Raw genomic sequence first — 21,206 nt, 5'->3', positions numbered from 1 at the left:
CCCCAAAATGACTGAGCACTTGAATCACTTCATCGAAGGCGCGTCCTTCGAAGCCTCCGACGGCCGTCGCATAAACCTCGTCAACCCCGTGACAGAACAGGTGTACGGCAGCTCCGCACAGGGCACGACTGAGGACGTGGACCGCGCAGTGGCGGCCGCGCATCGCCAACTTGAGGGTGGCGCCTGGAGCCAGCTCGACGGCGCCCAGCGCGGTCAATTGCTATCGAAACTCGCTGACCTGGTTGAGCGCGACACCGAATTGCTGGCCGATATGGATGCCAACGCCATCGGTCGCTCACCCATCGAACCGCGCCGGATGGACTTGCCCAACGCGATCGCCAACCTGCGTGCCGCCGCCGGCTGGGCCAACCAGCTTGAGGGGCGCACCATTCCCACCGGTGGCTACTTCGGCACCAAGACCCTTTCGTACACTGTACGTGAGCCAGTGGGTGTGGTCGGCGCCATCGTTCCCTGGAATTCGCCTTTGATGATCACAGTCTGGAAGCTCGCCGCTTTGCTGGCAGCAGGCTGCACCGTGGTGATCAAACCTTCGGAAGAGACGCCGCAGTCTGCGCTGCACCTGGCGGTGCTGGCTCAGGAAGCGGGCTTCCCTGACGGCGTGATCAACGTGGTCACCGGCTACGGCAACGAGGTGGGTCGCGCCTTGTGCGAACACCCGCACGTTGCCAAGATCAGCTTCACCGGCAGCCCCGAGGCCGGACGCGAAATCCAGCGCACCGCCGGTGTGCTGTTCAAGCGCGTGGCATTGGAGCTGGGCGGCAAGAGTCCACAGATTGTCTTCGACGATGCCTCTTTCGACGACGCGCTGCGCGGGTGTGCGCTCGGCCTGTTCGCCAACCAGGGCCAGGTCTGTGCAGCTGGCTCGCGCATCCTGGTCCACCGCAGCATCGCAGATCGCTTCGGTGCAGCGCTTGCCGATGCCGCGCAGACAGTCAACGTGGGCGACCCTCGCCAGCCCGGTGTACAGATGGGACCGGTGGCCAAGAAAGCGCAATTCGATCGCGTTAACCGATACATCCAACTGGGTATCGACCAAGGCGCCTCGCTACTGGCCGGCGGTGTATCGACGCCTGAACGGGGCTGGTTTGTCCGGCCGACTATCTTCACCAACGCCAACAACACCATGGCGATCGCCCAAGACGAAATCTTCGGGCCCGTCGGCACGCTGATCACGTTCGACAGCGAAGAGGAAGCTATCGCACTGGCCAACGACTCCTCCTACGGCCTGGCGGCCACGGTCTGGACGACCGACCTGGTGCGAGCGCACCGCGTAGCCGCTGCGGTGAAGGCCGGTGCCGTGGGTATCAACTGCTGGAGCCCACTGGACGCCAACCTGCCCTGGGGTGGCGTAAAGACCAGCGGTATCGGCCGTGAAGGCGGGTTTGCCGGCGCGGTGGCCTACACCGAGGAGAAAGTCATCACCGTACTGCTGCCTTCCTGAGCACGATCCCTGTCCTGACCGAATCACCCTCCGGCCCCTGTGCCGCGAGGGTGCCGTTCAAAAGTGCATCCCTGATGCCGTTGATAATCAATGGAGAGACTACGATGAACCCGATAGATCAACAAACAACCGATCGGTATCCGACGTCCCTGCGAATGTTGCACTGGGTACGCGCCGTGCTCATCGCAGGCCTCCTCTGGGCAGGCTGGCATATGACCGGTCTGAATGACGAAGTGGCGAGCAAGTACGAGCTCTATTACCCGTGGCACAAATCCTTTGGGCTGTTGGTGTTTCTGGTTGTCCTGACTCAGATCGCCCTGCGTTTTCGGAGCCCCGGACTTCCGCAGCCGCTGGAAACGCTGGCGAGCTATGAAAGGTTCCTGTCAAGGCTTACGCAGCGTGTCATGTATGCGCTTGTCGTGATCGTGCCGTTGATGGGGTACTCAATGTCGAGCACCTACACGATGAGCGACGGGGTTTTCTTTTTTGGGGTCAACCTGCCGGAGCTCCTTCCGAAAAATGACAATTGGTTCGTCGTCTTCCAATGGCTGCACAAAGTACTCGCCTACACCCTGCTCGGACTGATCCTGTTGCATGTCGTGGGCGCTCTGAAACACCGGTTTTTCGACCGGGACCCTCGAAACGACGTCCTGCGCCGCATGCTGTGACTGGGTAAGGCGTTGACGCAAGACGTCAACGCCTCATGGCTCGGACCGGAGGGGCCGCCAGGCCCCTGATCAAAATACCTGCAGCAGACTCAGTTGTTACGGGGCGAGCGGCGGTTCAGAAAGCCACCCATACGATGAACTGGAAGTAAGTGTTCGTTGATGCGCTCCCGCTCTGCAGGCCACCATCCCCGAGCCACTTTTCGGGCTTGTAGAAGCCGACCAGAGGCGAGAGTGTGACGTTATCCGTCACCATCCAATCCAGAAAAAGGTCGACCTCGCGTGCAGCGAAGTCCTGCTCATGCCGACGGGAGAGCTGGTGGTAGTTGAAGGCCATTGCGTTAAGGGTCAATGTCTCGGTCGGCTTGACTGAGAGGAGCACGTCGTTGATCGCCATGTTCGAGGTCACAGAACCTGCGTAATTGGCGGCGACTTCACCTTGGTATCGCTTGCGAAAACCGCCCTGGAACAGAAAGTCGTAGCCTTCGGAGTAGCGCGAATATCGATAGCTTACCGTCGGTTGCCATTGGGTATCGGCGAAGGTGTAGCCGGCGTCGAAGAACATCGCCCGCTGTGACCCTGAACGTTTTTCCTGACGCACCACTTCGAACGCAAAGTCAGCATTCTCGATCCCGGCATTGCCCTGCCCACGAATGCTGTAGACGTTCATGCCCTTGCGCTCAAGCCGATCACCAAAGGCATATCGCTCGTCAACATCCAGGCCGTGCAGGTACGTCGAACCGATCGAGCCGACGGGCGTCGTGTAGTCGACGGTGGCGGCAGCCACTTCGGTCTTCGACTGCCCGGGGTTATCGGATTTGAGCCATATCAGGCTACCGTGAAGGCCCTCCTTGCCACCCAGTTTCAAGACTGCCGTATTCCCGAACGCCAACCGCGGGCCAAGGTAAAAAGCGCCGCCGCGATTGAACCGGCCATCCGTAACGCCCGGGATAGGATTGAAGCCCTTCCCGGGGGCAAACCCGTCATCGGTGATCAGGAAGCCGTCCACCGTAACGAGCTGCCGGCCAAAGGAGAAATCAACGCCGTCCTTGCCCAGTGCAGGAATCAGATCACCTGACTTCCAGCCCAGGTAGGCGTCTTCCACAGCCGTTTTTCTTTCATCCCCGACGGTGAGTCCACCCGCGTCCCCATCGCCAAATGACCCCGTGCTGATCCAGCTGAGTCCGCCATAGATCGAACCGGCATTGATCTTGTCTGTCGTGCCGTTGAGACCGTACTTGGCGAAGCCTTCTTGCCACCGCATCCTGCCGGGCGCCCTCTCAGGGTCGCCGATGTAGTTTTTCTCGCTGCCGAACCAGCCAAACGCCGCCGACAGGTCGGCGTTCAGGACGGTTCCACCATCGTCTTCGCTGTAGAGCTGGTAGGCGTGTGCCTGCGGCTCAAATGTACAGAGTGCAACCAGCGAAAGTAATGGGGCGTAACTGAGGGTGCGCATGACGTCTCTCCTGTTTTTATATTTATGAGGCGAGCCATGAGTGTTCCGGCTTGGGTCGCGCAAGCGGTAACCCAAATCAGCACTTTCAAGGGGCTGGCCGCTCATCCCTTCGCGCGATACCTCCCCCGCTGCAAAACATCCTCAGTGCCTTGAATGGTTGCCGTTTTGGGCTACGGCCTCTGAGCGCACTCCCCCTATGCTGGGCCCATAAGAACCATAAGAACCGAGGCACCCGTCATGACCCCTTTGTCACCCTCCCCGCTGTTACGTCAGGGGCTTTGTCTTCTGACCCTCTTCGCCTGCAGTGCCCTGGCACCTGTTGCCAGTGCCCACCACTCGTTCGCACTTTTCAACCAGACCCAGACGGTCTCGATCAAGGGTGTCGTCGAGCGTTTCGCCTGGACCAACCCTCACATCACGATTTACGTCGATACACCCGGCCCCCCAACCCAGCGATTCAAGATCGAGACAGGCAGTGTCAACGCGTTACAGCGCACTGGCTGGAACGCCGAGTCGATCAAGGCTGGCGACAACGCAGAGGTGTCCTTCAAGCCGTTGAAAAACGGTGAGCCAGGAGGACTGCTCGTGGAGATCAAGATCGGTGACGTCGTACTCACTGGCGGTGGATAAGCAGTCCCTCCCAGCTTCATGACTACCCAGCCGAACAGACCAGACCAGCAGCACGGAGGCGTTTCAATGAAACCGACACGAACCCTGAACACGGCAATGATCTTCCTGGGCATCGCCCTCGTGACTGTCGCCGGGATATGCAACGGCGCCACACCGTCGAAACCTCTGAACGACAAACACAGCGTGGGCACACGACCCGACATCAGTGGTACTTGGGAAAGAACCCCGGACGACTGGTTCGGTGAGAACCCGGACGATCCGGTGCACCCGGGTGGACCGATGGACCTGAAGGCGCCCTACGCCGACGAATACGTCGAGTTGAAGAAGAAAGAAGCCGTGGCGAACGAGGCCGGAACGCCGTTGGCCACCACGAGCTCGAGATGCCTGCCCGAGGGAATGCCAACGTTGATGGCGGCGCTTTTCCCGATCCAGATCATTCACGACGACAAGCAAGTGATCGTCCTCGGCGAGTATCTCCAGCAGGTGCGCCGGATTCTCTTGAACGAAGCGATGCCACCAAAAGAAAAACTGGATCCTAAATATCAAGGCCATTCACGCGGCCACTGGGAAGGCGACACGCTCGTCGTGGAGACACAGCGCGTACGAACGGATGTGCGCTTCTATGACGTTCCGCACGGTCCGGACATGAAGATTACGGAACGCATCAGGCTGACGGCGCCGGACCACCTGGAAAACAAGGTCGTGATCGAGGACTCACAGGTGCTCAAGGTCCCGTATCGCTTCACGTTCGAGTACAAGCGGTCCAATTACGCCATTCAAGAGTATGTCTGCGAGAACAATCAAATCGTGATCGATAAAGAGGGCAAGGCATCCCTCAGTCTCGAGTGAAGTCGCCATTAATCGCCATCGGAGCTGACCAAATGGAAAGACTGACAACAACCAGCCTCCTGCGACCAACGCTGAAAAGCGTCCTGCTGTCGCTGCTTGTCACGTCGACCGCGTTCGCAGAAGTGCCTCGCATGCCCACGGTGATCGCTGTGCCACCCTCCGGACAGCTGCCGCTTTCGTCGGCGAAACGCCCGGGCACCGAACACATCGACCTCGACAAGTACGGCTACGTCGAGGAGGAGTTTTACCTGCAAGGCGTTGCCCCGGCCATTACCGCCTCCGGCAAAACCCTGCTGGAGGCGCCTTACACCACACGCATTCTGGTACGCAAACCGGCTGACCCCGCGCGCTTCAATGGCACGGTCGTGATCGAGCCGTTCAGCTGGTTCGGCGAGCGCGCCGCGGGATGGATCCTGACCCGCGACTATTTGCTACGTCGCGGCTACGCGTACGTCGGTTACACGCTGAATGTGAACAAGCCGCAAGTCGATCCCAAGTTCATCTCGGACACCCCGGCTGCCGAGGCCGAGCAGATCGCACAGTACGGTCGGATCGTGAACTTCGAGTTCATGCGCCGCTTCGACTTTGCACGCTACGCGCCGCTGGGCACGTATTACGACCCGGAACACTTCACCCGCGGTGCCGCGCCCGATCCGTTCGCCCCACAGTCCCAGGGCATCGGGGCGCAACTGGCGTTGCTGCTGAAAACCAATGCGGCGCAAAGCCCGCTGGCCGGTCTCGACGTACGACGGGTCTATGTCAATAGCTGGGCCGTGACCGCGCAGGTCTGGATGGACTACCTCGACCAGGGTCGGCACCAGCAATGGCGCATGCCCGACGCAAGGCCGCTGATCGATGCCTACATGACCGGCCGCATGGCCTACGGAGAGGTGGGCGGCGACGTCATCCGGCTACCGCGCCATACGCCCGACGGCGTTCCGTTCGTAACCGTCTACAGCCAGTCCGAACTGATGCATGACGTGATCGAAGGCATCGACCTGCCGCCGGACACCGACAGCCCGCAGATTCGCTACTACGAAGTGACCGGCATGCCGCATCTGCGGCTGGCCGACCTCGGTACGGAGCATACCGAACTGTTCGCTGCCGACGTCGGCAAGGGCGACGACCCACGATGCCGGACGCTGTACGACGAACCGGCGGAGCTGATCGTCTCGTCGCTGCTGGATCGCATGGACCAATGGGTGCGCCAAGGCAAACCCATGCCGAATGCTCCGCGGGTCGCCCGCGATGGCAAGACCGCGGCGCGCGACCCCGCTACCGGCAACCTGCAAGGGGGAGTTCGCCCGCCGTGGATCCAGGTGCCCAGTGCAACCTACCTCACGGATCAGGAGACCGGCTGCGGCCTGATCTACGACACCAAGGTGCCTTACTCCAAGGACGTGCTTCGCCAGCGTTATGGAAGCTTCAGCAACTACGAACAGAAATTCGAAGACGCCAAAGCCGTTTCGATCAAGGAAGGGTACCTACTGCCAGAAGATGCGGCGGGCCTGCGTTCGATCGCAACACCTCAAGACTTCTAACCCAATCTGGAAGAACAGCAGATGTCATCATCACTCGTCATTGCCTGGATCTATGCGTCACCTTTGAGCACAGCCATCAGGGACATTCTCTGGATCATACCCACCGTCCAGAGCATTCATATCATGGCCATCACCGTGCTCTTCGGCTCTGCGGTCATCTCCGATCTTCGGCTGGCGGGTGTGCTCGCCACGGACGAGCCCTTGCGTGGTGTCATTCGTCGTTACTACCCGTGGATGCGCTATGCACTCCTCGTCCTGCTGTTCACGGGATTGATCATGATCATCGCCGAGCCTGATCGTGTACTCGTCAACACGACCTTCTGGCTGAAGATGGCGCTGGTCGTGAGTGCGTTCGCATTGACCTCCCTTCTACGGCGCCATCTGCTGCGTCCTGCCGACGATGCACAACGTGGTAACGCGTCCCGTCTCGTCAAGACGTCAGCCTGGCTGTCAATCGGCTTGTGGTGCGTCGTGATCTTCTGCGGTCGCTGGATCGCCTACACGATCTAAGCGTTTTCAACGAAAACTCTGAGGTATTCGCCATGGACATTCAACCAACACTACAAGCGCTCCAGGACACCTCTGTCGCCACTTTCATAAGAGAGTCGGGCTCCGCCTTTCCAGCCCTTGAATCGGTGCATGTGATCGGCATCGCCCTGGTGTTCGGGACCATCGCCGTCGTGGATTTGCGTCTGCTCGGCGTTGCCTCTCATCGCCGCAGCGCGCTACGGCTGATACAAGATTTACTGCCGTTCACCTGGGTCGCTTTCGTGGCTTGCGTGATCACCGGCCTGCTCATGTTCGCCGCCAATGCCACGACCTATGCCGAGAACACCGCATTCCTGTGCAAGATGGGTCTGTTAATGCTGGCGGGTCTCAACATGGGGATATTCCATTTGGGCGTCTTTCGCCGCATTGCCGAATGGGACACAACGCTAACGCCTCCCAGCCAGGCGCGAGTTGCGGGGTTCAGCTCGTTGGCATTATGGGCGGGTGTGGTGCTCCTCGGCCGCTGGATCGCATTTCTCTGATGGCTCGCCTATCGCCGCGTCGCGCATCCAGTGCAGATATGCCCAGCGATCACACAAAGGTGGTGCGCCCGGTATCCGGTCGATGGGAATCGCTGGCACTGTTGCTTGCGGCCCTGGCAGTCATCGCGAGCGTGGCAGGCTATATAACGCTGCGCCCCGAGAAAGTCGGCCCACCGAGAACCTTGAGCTGGCAGGTGCGTTCCTTCGATGGCCTGGGTGCGGTCGATCAGGCGATTCATAGTGCTCTGCTGCCAGCCGGTGAAGAAATCATCTGGTTCAACAACGATACCGGCGGCTGGATCACGCTGGAGCGTGCCCAGATAATTTTTCTACCGCCCTTCTACCGCGACGCCTTCTGGAAGACCAATGGCGAGGTGCACTGGCAATTGATTCTGCCCGGCACCCACCAGCCCCATGCTGCTTCCGGCGACGAGCACGTCGACGCGCCTGTCACCCCGCCGGACCAGACCGCCAACAAGGTGTCGCAAGCCACGCAGGGCCAGGGCGCTACGGTCTACTACGGCTCCGGCGGCCGCGCGCCGGGCCAGAGCGCCTACCTGCTCGTCATCGGTCACGCACATGCCGGTGTCATGTGGGCCAACCAAGCGACGATCTGGGTCCACCGCGACCCGAACGCGCCCTACCCTGGCATCGTCAAGCCCGAGTCGCTGGTCGGCGATGGCTGGCGCCAGGTCATCCCTTACAACGGGGCCAGCGAAGTCGAACGCGTAAAAGGAACTCAGCCATGACCGTCTCTACGAAACACTGCGCACTGTGGCGCCGATGCATCGCGTTATTGCTTCTGATACCCACCATCGCACTTGCCAGTCCGGCCCCCTCTTCGGGCAAGAAGCTAAAAATCGGCATCACACTGCATCCCTACTACAGCTTCGTGGCAAACATCGTCGGTGATCGGGCAGAGGTCGTTGCGCTCATCCCGGCGGAGGCGAATCCGCACAACTACCAGCCGCAGCCCGATGACATCACCCGCGCGATGAATATCGATGTTCTGGTCGTCAACGGCATCGGACACGATGAATGGGCCTTCCAGATCATCAAGGCCGCTGGCCGCGGGGCGACCCTGCCGATCATCCAGGTCAATGCCTCGGTTGCACTCATTCCAATCGGCGGCGGCCAGGACGGCGCCAAGGTGGTCAATCCGCATACCTTCGTATCCACCACGGCAGCGATACAACAGGTCTTCGAGATCACTCGCCGGTTGGGGGAACTGGACCCGGACAACGCTGCGGTGTATCGACAAAACGCCCTGGCGTATGCCGCACGTATCCGGGAGCTACGGGCCGGCTTCATGACCCGTTTCGCCGCGCTGGATTTGTCTTCGTTCCGGTGCGCGACAACGCACGCGGGCTACGACTACATGATGCAGGAGTTCGGCCTGTTCGTGAGTGCAGTGATTGAGCCGCGTCACGGCGTCGCGCCGACTGCACGCCAGTTGGCCACCACCATCGACGCTATCAAGAAGGCCAATGTGCGTGTGCTTTTCGCCGAGAAGAATTTCTCCCTCGACCTCGCTAAGCCTATCGAGGCAGCCACCGGAGTGAAGGTGTTCGCGCTGTCTCACATCACCGGCAATACCTACAGCCCGGACGAATTCGAGGTGGCAATGCGCGAAAACCTTGAGACCTTGGCCGAAGCCGTTGAGTTTACGCAGCGATGAACGAGGAACAAGCGATGCGCGGCCCCGCCATAGTGTTCGATAACGTCTCCCTGCAACTGGGAGGTACGCAAGTGCTCGACAAAGTGAGCTTCCGGGTAGAAGCCGGTGCGCTGCACTGCCTGGTAGGCCCGAACGGCGGCGGCAAGACTTCACTGGTGCGTGCGCTGCTAGGCCAGATGCCGCATTCGGGGACGGTCCGGTTCGAAGGCGAGGTAACGACACCCATGGGGTACGTCCCGCAATTGCCGGACTTCGACCGCAACGTGCCGATGACGGTCAACGACATCATGGCCCTTCTCGGTCAACGCAGGCCGGCCTTCTTTGGCTCAAGCCGATCTGCCAAGGCGGCCAATGCCCAAGCGCTGGAGTGCACCGGCGTGGCCGGAATGGGCGCAAAACCTTTTGGCAGCCTGTCCGGTGGCCAGCGTCAGCGAGTGCTGCTGGCGCAGGCGATCAGCCCGGCGCCCTGGCTACTGATCCTTGACGAACCGACCGCCGGCATCGACGAACCGGGTGTGCGTCTGGTGGAGGCGCTGGTGGCCGAGCTGAACGGCCGCGGCGTCACCATCCTCTGGATCAACCATGACCTGGAACAGGTCAGGCGTATCGCGCAATCGGTGACCGTTATCAACCGGAGGGTGCTGTTCCATGGTTCGCCCGACCAGGTCGCCTACCCTCTGGAGGCTACCCAATGAGCGCCCTGTACGAATTGATTCGCAACCAGCTCCAGGCGCTCGCCGCGAGTGGCATCCTGCCGCAACCGTTCGAGTACGAGTTCGTGATCAATGCGCTGCTCTGTGCAGTGCTCATCGGACCGCTGCTGGGCGTGCTGGGCTCGATGGTGATGATCAAGCGCATGGCGTTCTTCAGTCAGGCCGTCGGTAATGCGGCGATGACCGGCGTTGCCATTGGCGTGCTGATCGGTGAATCCTACACCTCACCCTACTTCTCAATGTTCGGCTTCTGCCTGCTGTTTGCCCTGACGCTGAAGTACACGCAGCACCGCACCACGCTGGCCAATGACACGCTGATCGGCGTGTTTTTGTCCATCTCGCTGGCGGTCGGGGCCTCGTTGCTGCTGTTCGTGTCGGCGAAGATCAACACGCACGTGATGGAAAGCGTGCTGTTCGGTTCCATCCTGGCGGTCGACTACACCGACATGAACGTGCTGCTGGTGGTAACGGTGACGTGTGCTCTGCTCGGACTGCCGATGTACAACGGCATGCTGTTGGCCAGCCTCAATCCGAGCCTGGCGCATGCTCGCGGCGTGCGAGTGCGAAGCGTCGAGTACCTGTTTGTCGTACTGGTCACTCTAGTGACGGTAGCCTGCCTGAAAATCATCGGCGCAGTGCTCGTCGAAGCCCTTCTGCTCATACCGGCCGCGGCAGCACGCAACATCAGCCATTCGCTCCCGGGGCTGGTCGTGCGCGCCATCCTGATCGCGACCTTTTCCTGCGTGGTCGGCATCCTGGCACCCATGCAATTCCACATCCCCGTACCGACAGGCGGCGCAATCGTGATCGTCGCCGCCCTGGTGTTCGTCGTCACCACCGTCATCCGCGCTACCGCGTCCCGGTTCAGAGGTGCCAGCGTATGAAATGGCTTTGGATGTCACGTCGACACTGGCTACCGATGCTGGTACTGGTGCTGGGCAATCCGCTTTCTGCCTTCGCGGATACTGGCAGGCAGCAGGTGCTTGTTGCACTGCCAGCGGTGTATGCGCTCACCTCGACGCTCAGCGACGGCACGACCCTCAAGGTCGTCCGCCTTCCGACAGACGCTGCCGTGCCCATGGAAAGCCAGGCCAACGCGCTGTCGCGCCTGGAGCCCGCCGTGTTCCAGCAGGCCACCGCCGTGGTTACCCTGGGCAGCCTCTGGCGCGCGGATCCGCTTTACACCACTGCACGTCGCCACAATCTGCGAATCGTCGAGATCGATGCCTCGCACTCATGGGACACCGTCAAGCCCGGTGTGGCCGTGGCCCGCGTGCCATCGAACGACGTTCCCTGGGCAACCGAACGCGACGTCGATGGCGGACTGTCGCCGTACGCCTGGCTCGGCCCCGTCAACGCCATGCGCATGTCGGCGATTATCGCTACCGACCTGGCACGCCTGTCCCCCTTCGATGCGCCTCGGATAGAGCGCAACCTCACCGCAATCGAAGGCCGATTGCGCCAGCTCAAGGCCAACTACGGTGCCCGGCTGATGGCTGTGCCGGATCTGCGCGTACTGTCGCTGGCCAATGAGTTCATCTACCTGTTTGGCGAGTTCGGCGTCTTTGTCGACGGCTGGTTCGTGCGACAGGACATCGACTGGAGCGATACCGACCGCGCCGCACTGACCCAGTACCTGCGCGAGAACGACATTCGCGTGGTGGTCCACAAGTGGGCGCCGGATGAAAAGATCGCCAAGGCCATTCACGACGGGGGCGCACGCTTGCTGATCCTGGACACGGGCAACCCGGGAATACTCGCCGACCCGGCCACCGGGTACGACGCACTGCTGCGTTCAAACCTGGATGCCTTGCTGACGGCTTTCCCCGCGCCTGATAAAGCAAAGACAGGCAATACCAATACGAGCGGCGATGTTCATTCGCCTCGTCAATGATCACCTCGACAGTAGAGGCTTCAGTCCTTATGAAACCCATAGGTTCCGCACACCGGATACTGATAGCAGGCGCCCTTTTGTTCTGCCAGGCAGCCTTCGCCCATGGCCCCGTTTTCGACTGCTACATCGAGCACGATGACTGGGTGAAGTGCGAGGCCGGTTTCACCGACGGCAGCTCGGCCGCCGGCCGAAAAATCCATGTTCGCGACATGAGCAACAAGGTGTTGCTCGAAGGCGACGTCGGCAAGGACAGCACCTATTCGTTCCAGGCCCCGGCAGGCAACTACTCCGTGATTTTCCTCGGCGGAGAGGGTCACGAAACCACAATTCAATCCTCCGACATTTCAAAGTGAAAGCGACCATGACAATCAAAAGACAACTGCTCCAAGGTCTTGCCGCGGCGATGCTCACCTGCCTGGCCGGCGCTGCGCAGGCCCACTTCCAGATGCTCTACGTCGAGGAAACGGCGCTGCCGCGCGCGGATAAACTGGAGTTCGCACTAGTGTTCACGCATCCCTTCTCCGGCGGCCCCACCATGAACATGGATGAACCTCGCGCCTTCAGCCACACCAGCTCGCACGGCGGGGAAAAAATCGATCTGCGCAAATACTTACGCCCTGTCCAGTGGCAAAGTCGTGATAACCGAACGACTGCCTATCGTGCGTCGATTCCACGGGAGTTGGTGCGCTCACTGGGTGACCATATCTTCGTACTCGAACCCGAGCCCTACCTGGAAACCGAGGAAGATGTCTACATCCAACAGTTCACCAAGCTGATCGTGAACGTGGGCGGATTACCCGGCAACTGGGCTGAACCACAAGGCTTGCCGGTTGAGATCCAGCCACTCAGCAAGCCTTATGCAAACTGGACGGGCGGAGTGTTCCGCGCCTTGGTGCTGGCCGACGGCAAGCCCGTTCCGTTTGCCGAGATCGAAATCGAATACGTCAACCATTCCGTCGATATCGAGAAGAACGCTTTCGGCCAGCAAGACTATGTAACGGCACCTCAAGCTTCATTCAAAGCCCTGAGCACGTACACCGACTCTCAGGGCATCGTGACCATCGGACTGCCCCGGGCCGGCTGGTGGGGCATTGCAGCGCTCGACATCGGCACAACAAAAACCCATAAGGGCAAACCCCTGTCGCAAGACGCAGTGCTGTGGGTGCAGGCCAGAGACATGAAATGACAGAAGCCATCGGGGGGGCGGTGCTTGGTCCACGGCAACCCTTCCCCTCAATCGGGCCAGCATTCATGCAGAGACGCAGATCACGATCTCGTCATGCTGCGTGCTTCGGTGCTGGCCATCGCTCTATATTCGAACGCTGGCAAAAGTTGATTCGTTGCGAGCCTGGCCGAGCGCTGACAACGGGCCGGACAATGAGGACAGCACCAGCGCTTGCGGCAGCGTCATCATTGCCACTTGTTCCGTCGTGTTGGAACCGACACGCTCGTCGCGGGGCGGAATGCCGTAGTACTCGCGGTAGCACTTGGAGAAGTGCGGCGTGGAGACGAAGCCACACACCGACGCAACTTCGATGATCGACATCGGCGTTTGCTTGAGCAGTTGCCGCGCGCGGATCAGGCGCAGTTTCAAGTAATAGCGGGACGGTGAGCAGTGCAGGTATTTCTGAAACAACCGCTCCAGCTGACGCCGCGACACGGTGACAAAAACTGCCAGTTCGTCGAGGTCGATCGGTTCTTCGAGGTTGGCGTCCATCAGCGCCACGATTTCCTGCAACTTTGGCTGGTTGGTTCCAAGCATGTGCTTGAGCGGAACACGCTGGTGATCCTGCTCGTTGCGGATGCGCTCGTAGACGAACATCTCCGAAATCGCCGCCGACAGTTCACGGCCGTGATCGCGGCTGATCAAGTGCAGCATCATGTCCAGCGGCGCGGTGCCACCGGAGCTGGTGAAACGGTTCCGGTCCAGGGTGAACAGTCGCGTACTTACAACCACTCGCGGGAAGGCTTCCTGCATGGACGCCAGAAACTCCCAGTGAACACTGCAATCATAACCATCCAGCAGACCGGCGCACGCCAGCGCCCAGCTGCCGGTGCACACCGCGCCCAGGCGCTTGGACTGACGCGCCTGACTCTGTAGCCACGATACATGCGCGCGGGTTACGGAGCGTTGAATACCGACACCGCCGCAGACAAAGATGGTGTCCATGGCAGGCGCGTTCTGCATCGAGGTGTCAGGGGTGATCTGCAAGCCGTCGCTGGCCAGGACTTTGCTTCCGTCGGCAGTGAGGGTCGTCCAGCGATACAGCTCGCGACCGGACAATTGGTTAGCCATGCGCAAAGGCTCCACCGCGGAAGCCAGAGAAATCAGTGTGAAATTGTCCAACAGTAAAAAGCCGATGGATTGAGGCGCACGGTTCTGGGGCTTTGCCCCGGAGTTGAAGGTCGTCATTACAGTAACTCCTCACCCCAAACAGGTAATGGCCTCAGGCGCAGGCTCTTTTTATTGCCCGTCCAAAATAGGCCGGACTACTTATAATTTTAAGGCAAAAATCACGCCGCAGTTGAATAGACTTCCAATCAATTCAAAAAACGACATGTCGATGCTTCTATATGGAGGGTCGTAAGGGCGAAGGTCAAAAGCAAAAATGGCCATTCTGGTGCGCTTGCTAATCACAAGCGAGCAATTTGGTAGCAGTCATGGAGGACACCTGGAAACGAGAACTTGCTTGTTACCGATAGGCACAGCCGTTTTTTTGAACATTGCAACGCCGGTTACAACAAAACGTCATAACAATGGAAACTTTGGAAACAGACATGTTTATGGGGTTTTTTCGCTGATTATTTGGAGTGATGAATTGATCACCCGGATTGTTCAGGGCTTCAAAAGTTTGATACTTGCGAATGTTGACTCATCACGTGCCTGATCCAGCAAACTCATCGGCCTTGCCAATGGCAACGCCTGTGCAATCGATCTTGCTGTCACTTGCGGTTGCGTTAGCGTTTGCGCCGCCAAGCGCTCGTCGCTGGGTGGGATGCCGAAATACTCGCGATAGCACTTTGAGAAATGGGGGGTGGACACAAAGCCACACACCACCGACAACTCTACAATCGAAATCGGCGTTTGCTTGAGCAACTGACGCGCGCGGATCAGGCGCAGCTTGAGGTAGTAGCGCGATGGTGAGGAATGCAGGTATTTCTGGAATAACCGTTCCAGCTGTCGACGGGACAAACCAACATAATTCGCCAGTTCGTCGAGGTCGATCGGTTCTTCAAGATTGGCCTCCATCAAGGCGATGATTTCCTGCAACTTCGGTTGGTTGGTACCGAGCATGTGCTTGAGGGGCACTCGTTGATGATCCTGCTCGTTGCGGATTCGCTCGTAGACGAACATATCGGAGATGGCCGCTGACAGTTCATGACCATGATCGCGACTGATCAGGTGCAGCATCATGTCCATTGGCGCGGTTCCACCCGAGCTGGTGAAGCGGTCTCGGTCATGGTTGGCGCGGCAGGCGGCCCGATTGGTGCGTTAGTCGGCGCAACTGGCGGTTTTTTCGCCGGCAGTGCGGTGCAAGCAGGCATTGGCTAGTCTGAAACCGCTTATGAAGTAAAAAACGCGCAAGGCGAGATTAGTACGGTGCGCTCACCCAATGCGAGTTTTGAAGTCGGGCAGCAGGTCACGCGTAAAGGTGTGCGACTGGTGGCATCTGAGGAGTAAGAAGCTGAAACAGTTTCATGTGACTAATAGAACTGCTTTTTAGGCCCGCTTGCGGGTCTTTTTTTCCGGATTTCAAAAACATCTCCGACTTTCGCAAAGACAACGGCAAAGCCATTCGCAGCGTCTGCCGACAATTCGTGGTGCTATGCCGTAACCTTAATCTCTTCTCTCAATCAATCATCGCCATCGACGACAGCAAATTCAAAGCCGTCAATAATCGCGACCGCAACTTCACTCAGGGCAAGGTGAAGGCACGCATGCAGCAGATCGAGCAGAGCATTGATCGATATCTGGCGGCGTTGGATTCGGCGGATCGGGCAAGGCCCGAAGTGGCCGAGGCCAAAGCAGAGCGGCTTATGCGTAATTGCATCGCACATGACCAACAAATTGCATTGCTACTGAACAGGCAGTTGCGTTCGTGGTGACCACCGTTTGCATCCGGTTGACCAATACACGCACAGAACGAGCGGCAGAGAGCGGCCAATTTCAGCCTTTGCTGACCGGCAGCTATGGGTGTTGCCTCCAGTGCGCTTTGCGCTAACGCCTGGTGCACATCAGCTGACGGCGCAACGTCGGGGCAACCAGGCATCCAACGCCAACGAATCCCTGGGACAATCTGACGGCCACTGACGATCCACCAGAATCCGCCGCCCGTCTTCAGGCGTGGCAGGTTCGCCTACACTTTTGCACTGGATCATCACATCTCACCCCCTCCACTCTCGCGGGCTGACTCCGGTCTTGCGGCGGAACGCCCGGGCCAGTGCCGACGGGCTTTCGTAGCCGACTTCTTCGGCGATCAGGGCGATCGGTTTGCCTTCGCGCAGGCGTTTCTGCGCCAGGCTGATTCGCCAGCTCACCAGATAATCCACTGGCGCCTGGCCGACCACGCGTTTGAAGTGTTCGGCGAAGCTGGCCCGCGACATGTTGGCCAGTGTCGACAGTTCGGCCACGCTCCAGGGCTTGCCGGGGGCTTCGTGCATCAGGCTCAAGGGCCGTGCCAGGCGCGGATCGGCGAGGCCGGCCATCATGCCCGGTTGCTGATTGCGTGTGCTGAGGATGTGCCGTAGCAACAGAATCACCACCAGTTCGAACAGCCGGTCCATCACCGCTTCACGACCACAAGTGCCCTGGAAGGCTTCGTCGAACAACCATTGCAGGGTGCTGGCCAGGGTCGGGATTTCATCGAGCTTGAGCACCAGAAATTCCGGCAGCGCTGCTGCCAGGGCGTTGCCCGAGCCGCCATCGAAACTCAGGGATGCACATACCAGTTGAGTGGCGGAGGCTTGCGAGGCGCTCAGGCGATGGCGGTACGGCCTGGGGAAAAAGATCAGCGTCGGCTCGCGGAGGCGCTGCTCTGGCTGATCGGCCAGTTTCAGCACGACTTCGCCGGCTTGCAGCAAGTGCACATGACCGCAGGCCTGGCTGCCGTCGAAGGCCGTAGAGCCGCAAAACGTGCCGCTGTGAAAGGTGCCAGCGTTGACGCCAAAATGGGTGAGCAAGGTGGATAGGCGATCCATAGGGAAACTCCCGGGAGCAGTTCTGGACGATCTGTCGCATATCGTCGACGATTTGCATCCAATTAACCAGCTCGAATCCATAGCATGAACTCCGTACCCAGCGCCTGCCGCGCTCAACCACGGAGCATCACCATGACTCGCATCATCCCTGTCAGCCTCGAACACGCCACCGACGCCACCCGCCCATTGCTGGAAGGCGTACAGAAGAAAATCGGTTTCCTGCCCAACGTTTTCCGGGTACTGGCCCACGCCCCCGCCGTGCTGGCTTCGTACCTGCAAAACTCGGCGGCCCTGGGCAAGACATCCCTGAGCGCCACGCAGAAGGAAGCGATCTTCCTCGCCACCTCACAGGTCAACGGCTGCGATTACTGCCTGGCGGCACACACGCTGTTTGCCAGCAAGGCCGGGCTCTCCGGCCAAGAGATCCGCAGCGCCCGGGTCGGCCAGCTCGACGCCTATGCCCTGCTCGCCCGGCAGATCACCGAAAGCCGTGGTCACTTGAGCGGCGAGCAGATCGCCGCGGCCCGCGCCGCCGGTATCGATGACGCGAAGATCATCGAAGTGATTGCCCACGTGGCCTCGCAGACTCTGACCAACTACTTGAACAACGTCGCCCTGACCGATATCGACTTCCCGACCATCGACGCCTGATACCCACCCGCTGCGGAGAATACGAGCATGAACACTGTGACCCTTTACACCACCGACACCTGCCCTTACTGCCGCAGCGCCAAATCACTGCTGGCCAGCAAAGGCGTGACAATGCAGGAGATCAACATTCAGCGCGAACCCGACAAGCTTGAGGAAATGCTCAACCGCAGCGGCCGACGCAGTTTGCCGCAGATTTTCATCGGCGACATGCATATTGGCGGCTTCGATGACCTGGCCAAGCTGGATCGTCAGGGAGGGTTGATGTCGATGCTGGCTTGAGCGCAATGCCACTGTGGGAGTGTGTCTGCTTGCGAAATGGTACATCAACTACCCCTATGCTGAATGTGCCGACGCCTTCGCGGGCAAGCCCGCTCCCACAGGGATTGGGTTTGACTGACAGATATTTGCAGCGCTCAGTCGTCTTCGTGCAACTTGATGCCACGCTTGTGCAGCTGGTACGGCACCACCAGCACCAATAATGTCAGGGCCATGAAAAACACCGCGATCGGTTGCGTCAAAAATATCGTCCAGTCGCCTTCGCTGATGGATAAGGCGTTGCGCAATTGCTTCTCGGCCATCGGCCCAGCAGCATGCCGACGATCACCGGCGCCACCGGGAAAATCGAAACGGCGCATCAACATCCCGCCCCAGACAGGTGGCTTTTGCCCGGTTCAGCGCAGCTTATCGCCTGGAACTGATCGCTCGACCGGAACATTGGTGGGCGCTTTTAGGGTACGCGCAACGGGGACCCTCACCCTGATCTTCGCCGTTTTTGAAAGCGCCGACGCCATGCAGTGACCGGTGAGAACATCCGTGGTGCCCTGAAGGCCATTGGCAAAAACGAGGGGTACATCCGCCAGGGCCTGGCCAAGCTGGTGCTTCAGCACCGCGGCGACGATTGAGAATCCTAATTCCATCATCAGCAGGACGCCTCATGATAGAAACTGATATCCCGGACGACATCGTAGTCAGAAGATATTTAACTCCCCCTCAAATTCGAGTACCTCATAAAAAATAAGTCTCTTTACATGGCCAGTTACTCCGGCTTTTCAGACCAGCTCGAAGGAGGAATAACCGCTGCGGATTATATTCGTAATTCAAACGAGCCAGACCTGTTAAGTCCGGCAGACGGTGTCTACTGCGCAATAAAAAATCCGACTAAATGGCAGCGTATCGCAATCATCAGCCCTTAGAAATCAGATGCTAACCATCATTTTGCAAGTGTCTCCCAGTACTTCAAGCGGCTCCTGAACTTCAGATATCCAGCGGCTTATCGAAGAAAAATGAACGCTCATTAGAAACACTCAAGCATGGTGGTGCGTCCGTAGTCACTGCTCGAAGTTAACATCTCAGTGCTGAGCCCCGGAGCACGGCACACGAGGGAGCAGCAAAACTTTCCAGATTGAGGGCGAACAATCTTTAGCCCCCCCTATGAAGCATTCGCGGCACGCCTACTTCATCGCACCACGTTTGACGTTTAATCGTGTGGCATTCCGGCCGGCCTGATTCCCAAATTCATGAGGCGTGACATGCTCACGAAGATTCGCCGTAAGGTACCGGCTCCACCAGTTCATGATCAACCGACGCTCTTCAATAAACTCTGCTTTGTGAATGTAGGCGGCTCTAACACTGTTGCGCTCTCTATGACTCATTTGCCTTTCGATGGCCGTCTCAGACCACAGACCTGACTCGATCAGTGCGCTACAGGCCATTGAGCGGAATCCGTGACCACAAATATCTGTCTTCGTGTCGTACCCCATGGTGCGCAACGCTTTGTTCACGGTGTTTTCTGACATCGGCTTCCAGGCCCTAGCATCACCGGCAAATACCAGATCGAATGTGCCAGTGAGGGTGTGGATCTGTTCAAGCACGGCCACAACTTGCGGCGATAAAGGCACAAGATGAACATCGCCCGCCATTTTCGTCCCCCGTGTTGAATGGCGTACGTCCTCCAGCTCCGGCCGAGTATCCGGGATCTCCCATACGCAACGCTTGAGGTCGAACTCACACCAACGAGCGAAACGTAACTCACTCGAGCGAACAAACACGTGCAGCGAGAGCATGAGCGTTAGCCGGGTCAGCTCTCGGCCCTTGTAAGCATTGATTCGTGCCAGCAATTCAGGCAGGCGTGACAGGGGCAATGCAGGCCGATGGGAGACTCGCGGCGCTTTGATCAAACCCTGAAGATCGTACGCAGGGTTTATCGGAATAAGACGAAGGCGTTTTGCCTCACGCATAATACTTTGCAGATATCTTTGTACCCTTAAGGCGACGTCAATCGTTCCTCGTTTTCTGATCGCCTCCAAAGGTTGCATCAGATCATAAGTATCGAGATCAGCAATCGCGCGAGCACCGATAAACGGGAAAACATAGTTATTCAGACGGTTCAACACATTCTTGGAATGGTCGGGTGTCCATCTGGCCGACATGTTCTTGTGCCAGTCCAACGCAACGCTTTCAAAGGTACGGCCGTTGACAGCATTTTCCGTTTTGGCTTTACGCTTGTTCTCAACGGGATCAATACCGTCTGCGAGCATCCGCTTCGCATCTAAACGCTTCTGGCGCGCATCGGCAAGGCCAATCACAGGATAGCTGCCGAGGGAGGTCAACCCCTCCCGGCCGTCAGGCTTTACGTACCTGAGACGCCAGCCTTTACGGCCATTGGGTTGGATTAGGAGATAGAGACCGTCGCCGTCGAAAAGCTTGTAGGGACGGTCTGTTGGCTTGGCTAAACGGCAAGCAGCGTCGGTAAGCGGAGCAGTTGTGCGCGACATAAGGGTACTATCCTTAATCGAACCAAAGACTACCCCTAACTTTACCCTCTAAATGACTGGATTCCAGAAGAATGGGCAAGATTCCGACGGAATGCTAAAACGAAAAAACCCGCCAGAAGGCAGGTTTTTCAAGGCTTCCAAAGAACTCAAAAGCGCTCAGTGGAATGCAAGATGGTGCCCGAAGCCGGAATCGAACCGGCACGCCCTTACGAGCGGGGGATTTTAAGTCCCATGCGTCTACCAGTTTCGCCATTCGGGCGGTAGCGCGGTGAAGCAGTCTGAAGACTGTCAAATAACGATCTGGCAGTTCTGACGCCTGTGCAGCAGAGGGGGAAATATATACATCCCGCTCTGGTGAAGCAAGTTCGCGACTGACCTTTTCAAGACAAAATCTTGCAGGACAGTGCAAATAAAAAAGCTCCGTAAATCATAGATCTACGGAGCTCGTTTAAAGTGGAGGCCGAGGTCGGAATCGAACCGGCGTAGGTGGATTTGCAATCCACTGCATAACCATTTTGCTACTCGGCCTCAAGCATCGGATGTCATGTAGCACAACATCAAACGCGTACAAACTTGGAATCAGATACGTGATCTAACTCCTTGAAAACATTGAGCTTTTTCAGCGGTCAGTGCTTTCGATGGCGTGAATTATGTACTGATTTC

General features: G+C 58.6%; 22 protein-coding genes, 2 tRNA genes and 3 pseudogenes. 17 read left to right on the top strand and 10 right to left on the bottom strand.

The window, feature by feature from the left end; all coding sequences use genetic code 11:
• Positions 1-7 precede the first annotated feature (7 nt).
• On the top strand, positions 8-1,462 hold the full coding sequence (locus ASC74_RS04515; protein WP_056739544.1) for an aldehyde dehydrogenase family protein: 1,455 nt from the start codon (positions 8-10) through the stop codon (positions 1,460-1,462).
• A gap of 104 nt (positions 1,463-1,566) precedes the next feature.
• On the top strand, positions 1,567-2,130 hold the full coding sequence (locus ASC74_RS04510) for a cytochrome b (protein ID WP_056739542.1): 564 nt from the start codon (positions 1,567-1,569) through the stop codon (positions 2,128-2,130).
• A gap of 115 nt (positions 2,131-2,245) precedes the next feature.
• On the opposite strand, the gene ASC74_RS04505 is transcribed toward ASC74_RS04510, so the two are convergent.
• Complete coding sequence (locus tag ASC74_RS04505; RefSeq protein WP_056739539.1) at positions 2,246-3,583, bottom strand: hypothetical protein; 1,338 nt, start codon at positions 3,581-3,583, stop codon at positions 2,246-2,248.
• 237 nt (positions 3,584-3,820) lie between these two features.
• Here ASC74_RS04505 and ASC74_RS04500 point away from each other — a divergent pair, with 237 nt between their 5' ends.
• From ASC74_RS04500 to ASC74_RS04445, 12 genes are all read left to right on the top strand, one after another.
• Entirely contained in the window at positions 3,821-4,213 is a 393-nt protein-coding gene (locus ASC74_RS04500) for a DUF6152 family protein (protein WP_056739537.1), read from the top strand.
• Between the two features lie 66 nt (positions 4,214-4,279).
• On the top strand, positions 4,280-5,062 hold the full coding sequence (locus ASC74_RS04495) for a hypothetical protein (RefSeq protein WP_056739535.1): 783 nt from the start codon (positions 4,280-4,282) through the stop codon (positions 5,060-5,062).
• Between the two features lie 32 nt (positions 5,063-5,094).
• On the top strand, positions 5,095-6,603 hold the full coding sequence (locus ASC74_RS04490; protein WP_082555759.1) for an alpha/beta hydrolase domain-containing protein: 1,509 nt from the start codon (positions 5,095-5,097) through the stop codon (positions 6,601-6,603).
• Between the two features lie 21 nt (positions 6,604-6,624).
• A complete protein-coding gene (locus tag ASC74_RS04485) occupies positions 6,625-7,113 on the top strand; it encodes a DUF6644 family protein (protein WP_056739533.1) in 489 nt (162 codons plus the stop codon).
• 32 nt (positions 7,114-7,145) lie between these two features.
• Positions 7,146-7,634 (top strand): DUF6644 family protein, encoded by a 489-nt coding sequence (locus tag ASC74_RS04480; protein ID WP_056739530.1) that lies wholly within the window; start codon positions 7,146-7,148, stop codon positions 7,632-7,634.
• The gene (locus tag ASC74_RS04475) at positions 7,526-8,383 is read left to right on the top strand and encodes a DUF6162 family protein (RefSeq protein ID WP_442965762.1); all 858 of its coding nucleotides are present in this window, start codon (positions 7,526-7,528) and stop codon (positions 8,381-8,383) included. The genes ASC74_RS04480 and ASC74_RS04475 overlap by 109 nt, the downstream gene beginning before the upstream one ends.
• Positions 8,380-9,312 (top strand): metal ABC transporter solute-binding protein, Zn/Mn family, encoded by a 933-nt coding sequence (locus ASC74_RS04470; protein ID WP_056739528.1) that lies wholly within the window; start codon positions 8,380-8,382, stop codon positions 9,310-9,312. The genes ASC74_RS04475 and ASC74_RS04470 overlap by 4 nt, the downstream gene beginning before the upstream one ends.
• A 14-nt stretch (positions 9,313-9,326) precedes the next feature.
• A complete protein-coding gene (locus tag ASC74_RS04465; protein WP_082555765.1) occupies positions 9,327-10,007 on the top strand; it encodes a metal ABC transporter ATP-binding protein in 681 nt (226 codons plus the stop codon).
• Positions 10,004-10,909, top strand: coding sequence for a metal ABC transporter permease (locus tag ASC74_RS04460; protein WP_056739525.1), 906 nt, complete (start codon positions 10,004-10,006; stop codon positions 10,907-10,909). The genes ASC74_RS04465 and ASC74_RS04460 overlap by 4 nt, the downstream gene beginning before the upstream one ends.
• Complete coding sequence (locus ASC74_RS04455; protein WP_156400790.1) at positions 10,906-11,919, top strand: metal ABC transporter solute-binding protein, Zn/Mn family; 1,014 nt, start codon at positions 10,906-10,908, stop codon at positions 11,917-11,919. The genes ASC74_RS04460 and ASC74_RS04455 overlap by 4 nt, the downstream gene beginning before the upstream one ends.
• Before the next feature lie 29 nt (positions 11,920-11,948).
• Positions 11,949-12,272, top strand: coding sequence for a hypothetical protein (locus ASC74_RS04450; RefSeq protein ID WP_056739522.1), 324 nt, complete (start codon positions 11,949-11,951; stop codon positions 12,270-12,272).
• Between the two features lie 8 nt (positions 12,273-12,280).
• Entirely contained in the window at positions 12,281-13,105 is an 825-nt protein-coding gene (locus ASC74_RS04445) for a DUF4198 domain-containing protein (RefSeq protein ID WP_056739521.1), read from the top strand.
• Positions 13,106-13,228: 123 nt separating this feature from the next.
• On the opposite strand, the gene ASC74_RS04440 is transcribed toward ASC74_RS04445, so the two are convergent.
• Both ASC74_RS04440 and ASC74_RS04435 read right to left on the bottom strand, forming a co-directional pair.
• Positions 13,229-14,332 (bottom strand): GlxA family transcriptional regulator, encoded by a 1,104-nt coding sequence (locus ASC74_RS04440; RefSeq protein ID WP_056739519.1) that lies wholly within the window; start codon positions 14,330-14,332, stop codon positions 13,229-13,231.
• 423 nt (positions 14,333-14,755) lie between these two features.
• A pseudogene (locus ASC74_RS04435) lies at positions 14,756-15,379 on the bottom strand (GlxA family transcriptional regulator); the annotation flags it as partial.
• Between the two features lie 275 nt (positions 15,380-15,654).
• Between ASC74_RS04435 and ASC74_RS04430 the strand changes: the two are divergent.
• A pseudogene (locus ASC74_RS04430) lies at positions 15,655-15,957 on the top strand (IS5/IS1182 family transposase); the annotation flags it as partial.
• A gap of 198 nt (positions 15,958-16,155) precedes the next feature.
• On the opposite strand, the gene ASC74_RS32445 reads toward ASC74_RS04430, so the two are convergent.
• Together ASC74_RS32445 and ASC74_RS04425 are read right to left on the bottom strand one after the other, a co-directional pair.
• Entirely contained in the window at positions 16,156-16,299 is a 144-nt protein-coding gene (locus tag ASC74_RS32445) for a DUF488 family protein, N3 subclade (RefSeq protein WP_330219776.1), read from the bottom strand.
• A gap of 6 nt (positions 16,300-16,305) precedes the next feature.
• Positions 16,306-17,118, bottom strand: coding sequence for an AraC family transcriptional regulator (locus ASC74_RS04425; RefSeq protein WP_056739515.1), 813 nt, complete (start codon positions 17,116-17,118; stop codon positions 16,306-16,308).
• A gap of 132 nt (positions 17,119-17,250) precedes the next feature.
• Here ASC74_RS04425 and ASC74_RS04420 point away from each other — a divergent pair, with 132 nt between their 5' ends.
• Together ASC74_RS04420 and grxC are read left to right on the top strand one after the other, a co-directional pair.
• Positions 17,251-17,769, top strand: a complete 519-nt coding sequence (locus ASC74_RS04420) for a carboxymuconolactone decarboxylase family protein (protein WP_056739513.1) — start codon at positions 17,251-17,253, stop codon at positions 17,767-17,769.
• Positions 17,770-17,796: 27 nt separating this feature from the next.
• The gene (gene grxC, locus ASC74_RS04415) at positions 17,797-18,048 is read left to right on the top strand and encodes a glutaredoxin 3 (RefSeq protein ID WP_056739511.1); all 252 of its coding nucleotides are present in this window, start codon (positions 17,797-17,799) and stop codon (positions 18,046-18,048) included.
• Positions 18,049-18,182: 134 nt separating this feature from the next.
• Here the strand turns inward: grxC and ASC74_RS04410 are convergent.
• From ASC74_RS04410 to ASC74_RS04390, 5 genes and pseudogenes are all read right to left on the bottom strand, one after another.
• Positions 18,183-18,419, bottom strand: a pseudogene (locus ASC74_RS04410) (tripartite tricarboxylate transporter permease); the annotation flags it as partial.
• 21 nt (positions 18,420-18,440) lie between these two features.
• Complete coding sequence (locus ASC74_RS04405; protein WP_056739507.1) at positions 18,441-18,689, bottom strand: hypothetical protein; 249 nt, start codon at positions 18,687-18,689, stop codon at positions 18,441-18,443.
• A gap of 531 nt (positions 18,690-19,220) precedes the next feature.
• On the bottom strand, positions 19,221-20,543 hold the full coding sequence (locus ASC74_RS04400) for a tyrosine-type recombinase/integrase (protein WP_056739505.1): 1,323 nt from the start codon (positions 20,541-20,543) through the stop codon (positions 19,221-19,223).
• 172 nt (positions 20,544-20,715) lie between these two features.
• A tRNA-Leu gene (locus ASC74_RS04395) sits at positions 20,716-20,802 on the bottom strand.
• A 195-nt stretch (positions 20,803-20,997) separates the two neighbouring features.
• Positions 20,998-21,071 (bottom strand) — tRNA-Cys (locus ASC74_RS04390).
• Positions 21,072-21,206: the final 135 nt, after the last annotated feature.

Source organism: Pseudomonas sp. Root329, from assembly GCF_001424925.1.
Classification (GTDB): domain Bacteria; phylum Pseudomonadota; class Gammaproteobacteria; order Pseudomonadales; family Pseudomonadaceae; genus Aquipseudomonas; species Aquipseudomonas arabinosi.
Note: the sequence above shows the minus strand (reverse complement) of the source record. Positions and strands in the feature narration are given on the sequence as shown.

Excerpts from the sequence above, each read along its gene's own strand:
- ASC74_RS04515 (WP_056739544.1), top strand. The coding sequence starts at position 8 with ATGACTGAGCACTTGAATCACTTCATCGAAGGCGCGTCCTTCGAAGCC.
- ASC74_RS04510 (WP_056739542.1), top strand. The coding sequence starts at position 1,567 with ATGAACCCGATAGATCAACAAACAACCGATCGGTATCCGACGTCCCTG.
- ASC74_RS04505 (WP_056739539.1), bottom strand. The coding sequence starts at position 3,583 with ATGCGCACCCTCAGTTACGCCCCATTACTTTCGCTGGTTGCACTCTGT.
- ASC74_RS04500 (WP_056739537.1), top strand. The coding sequence starts at position 3,821 with ATGACCCCTTTGTCACCCTCCCCGCTGTTACGTCAGGGGCTTTGTCTT.
- ASC74_RS04495 (WP_056739535.1), top strand. The coding sequence starts at position 4,280 with ATGAAACCGACACGAACCCTGAACACGGCAATGATCTTCCTGGGCATC.
- ASC74_RS04490 (WP_082555759.1), top strand. The coding sequence starts at position 5,095 with ATGGAAAGACTGACAACAACCAGCCTCCTGCGACCAACGCTGAAAAGC.
- ASC74_RS04485 (WP_056739533.1), top strand. The coding sequence starts at position 6,625 with ATGTCATCATCACTCGTCATTGCCTGGATCTATGCGTCACCTTTGAGC.
- ASC74_RS04480 (WP_056739530.1), top strand. The coding sequence starts at position 7,146 with ATGGACATTCAACCAACACTACAAGCGCTCCAGGACACCTCTGTCGCC.
- ASC74_RS04475 (WP_442965762.1), top strand. The coding sequence starts at position 7,526 with ATGGGACACAACGCTAACGCCTCCCAGCCAGGCGCGAGTTGCGGGGTT.
- ASC74_RS04470 (WP_056739528.1), top strand. The coding sequence starts at position 8,380 with ATGACCGTCTCTACGAAACACTGCGCACTGTGGCGCCGATGCATCGCG.
- ASC74_RS04465 (WP_082555765.1), top strand. The coding sequence starts at position 9,327 with ATGCGCGGCCCCGCCATAGTGTTCGATAACGTCTCCCTGCAACTGGGA.
- ASC74_RS04460 (WP_056739525.1), top strand. The coding sequence starts at position 10,004 with ATGAGCGCCCTGTACGAATTGATTCGCAACCAGCTCCAGGCGCTCGCC.
- ASC74_RS04455 (WP_156400790.1), top strand. The coding sequence starts at position 10,906 with ATGAAATGGCTTTGGATGTCACGTCGACACTGGCTACCGATGCTGGTA.
- ASC74_RS04450 (WP_056739522.1), top strand. The coding sequence starts at position 11,949 with ATGAAACCCATAGGTTCCGCACACCGGATACTGATAGCAGGCGCCCTT.
- ASC74_RS04445 (WP_056739521.1), top strand. The coding sequence starts at position 12,281 with ATGACAATCAAAAGACAACTGCTCCAAGGTCTTGCCGCGGCGATGCTC.
- ASC74_RS04440 (WP_056739519.1), bottom strand. The coding sequence starts at position 14,332 with ATGACGACCTTCAACTCCGGGGCAAAGCCCCAGAACCGTGCGCCTCAA.
- ASC74_RS32445 (WP_330219776.1), bottom strand. The coding sequence starts at position 16,299 with ATGATCCAGTGCAAAAGTGTAGGCGAACCTGCCACGCCTGAAGACGGG.
- ASC74_RS04425 (WP_056739515.1), bottom strand. The coding sequence starts at position 17,118 with ATGGATCGCCTATCCACCTTGCTCACCCATTTTGGCGTCAACGCTGGC.
- ASC74_RS04420 (WP_056739513.1), top strand. The coding sequence starts at position 17,251 with ATGACTCGCATCATCCCTGTCAGCCTCGAACACGCCACCGACGCCACC.
- grxC (WP_056739511.1), top strand. The coding sequence starts at position 17,797 with ATGAACACTGTGACCCTTTACACCACCGACACCTGCCCTTACTGCCGC.
- ASC74_RS04405 (WP_056739507.1), bottom strand. The coding sequence starts at position 18,689 with ATGATGGAATTAGGATTCTCAATCGTCGCCGCGGTGCTGAAGCACCAG.
- ASC74_RS04400 (WP_056739505.1), bottom strand. The coding sequence starts at position 20,543 with ATGTCGCGCACAACTGCTCCGCTTACCGACGCTGCTTGCCGTTTAGCC.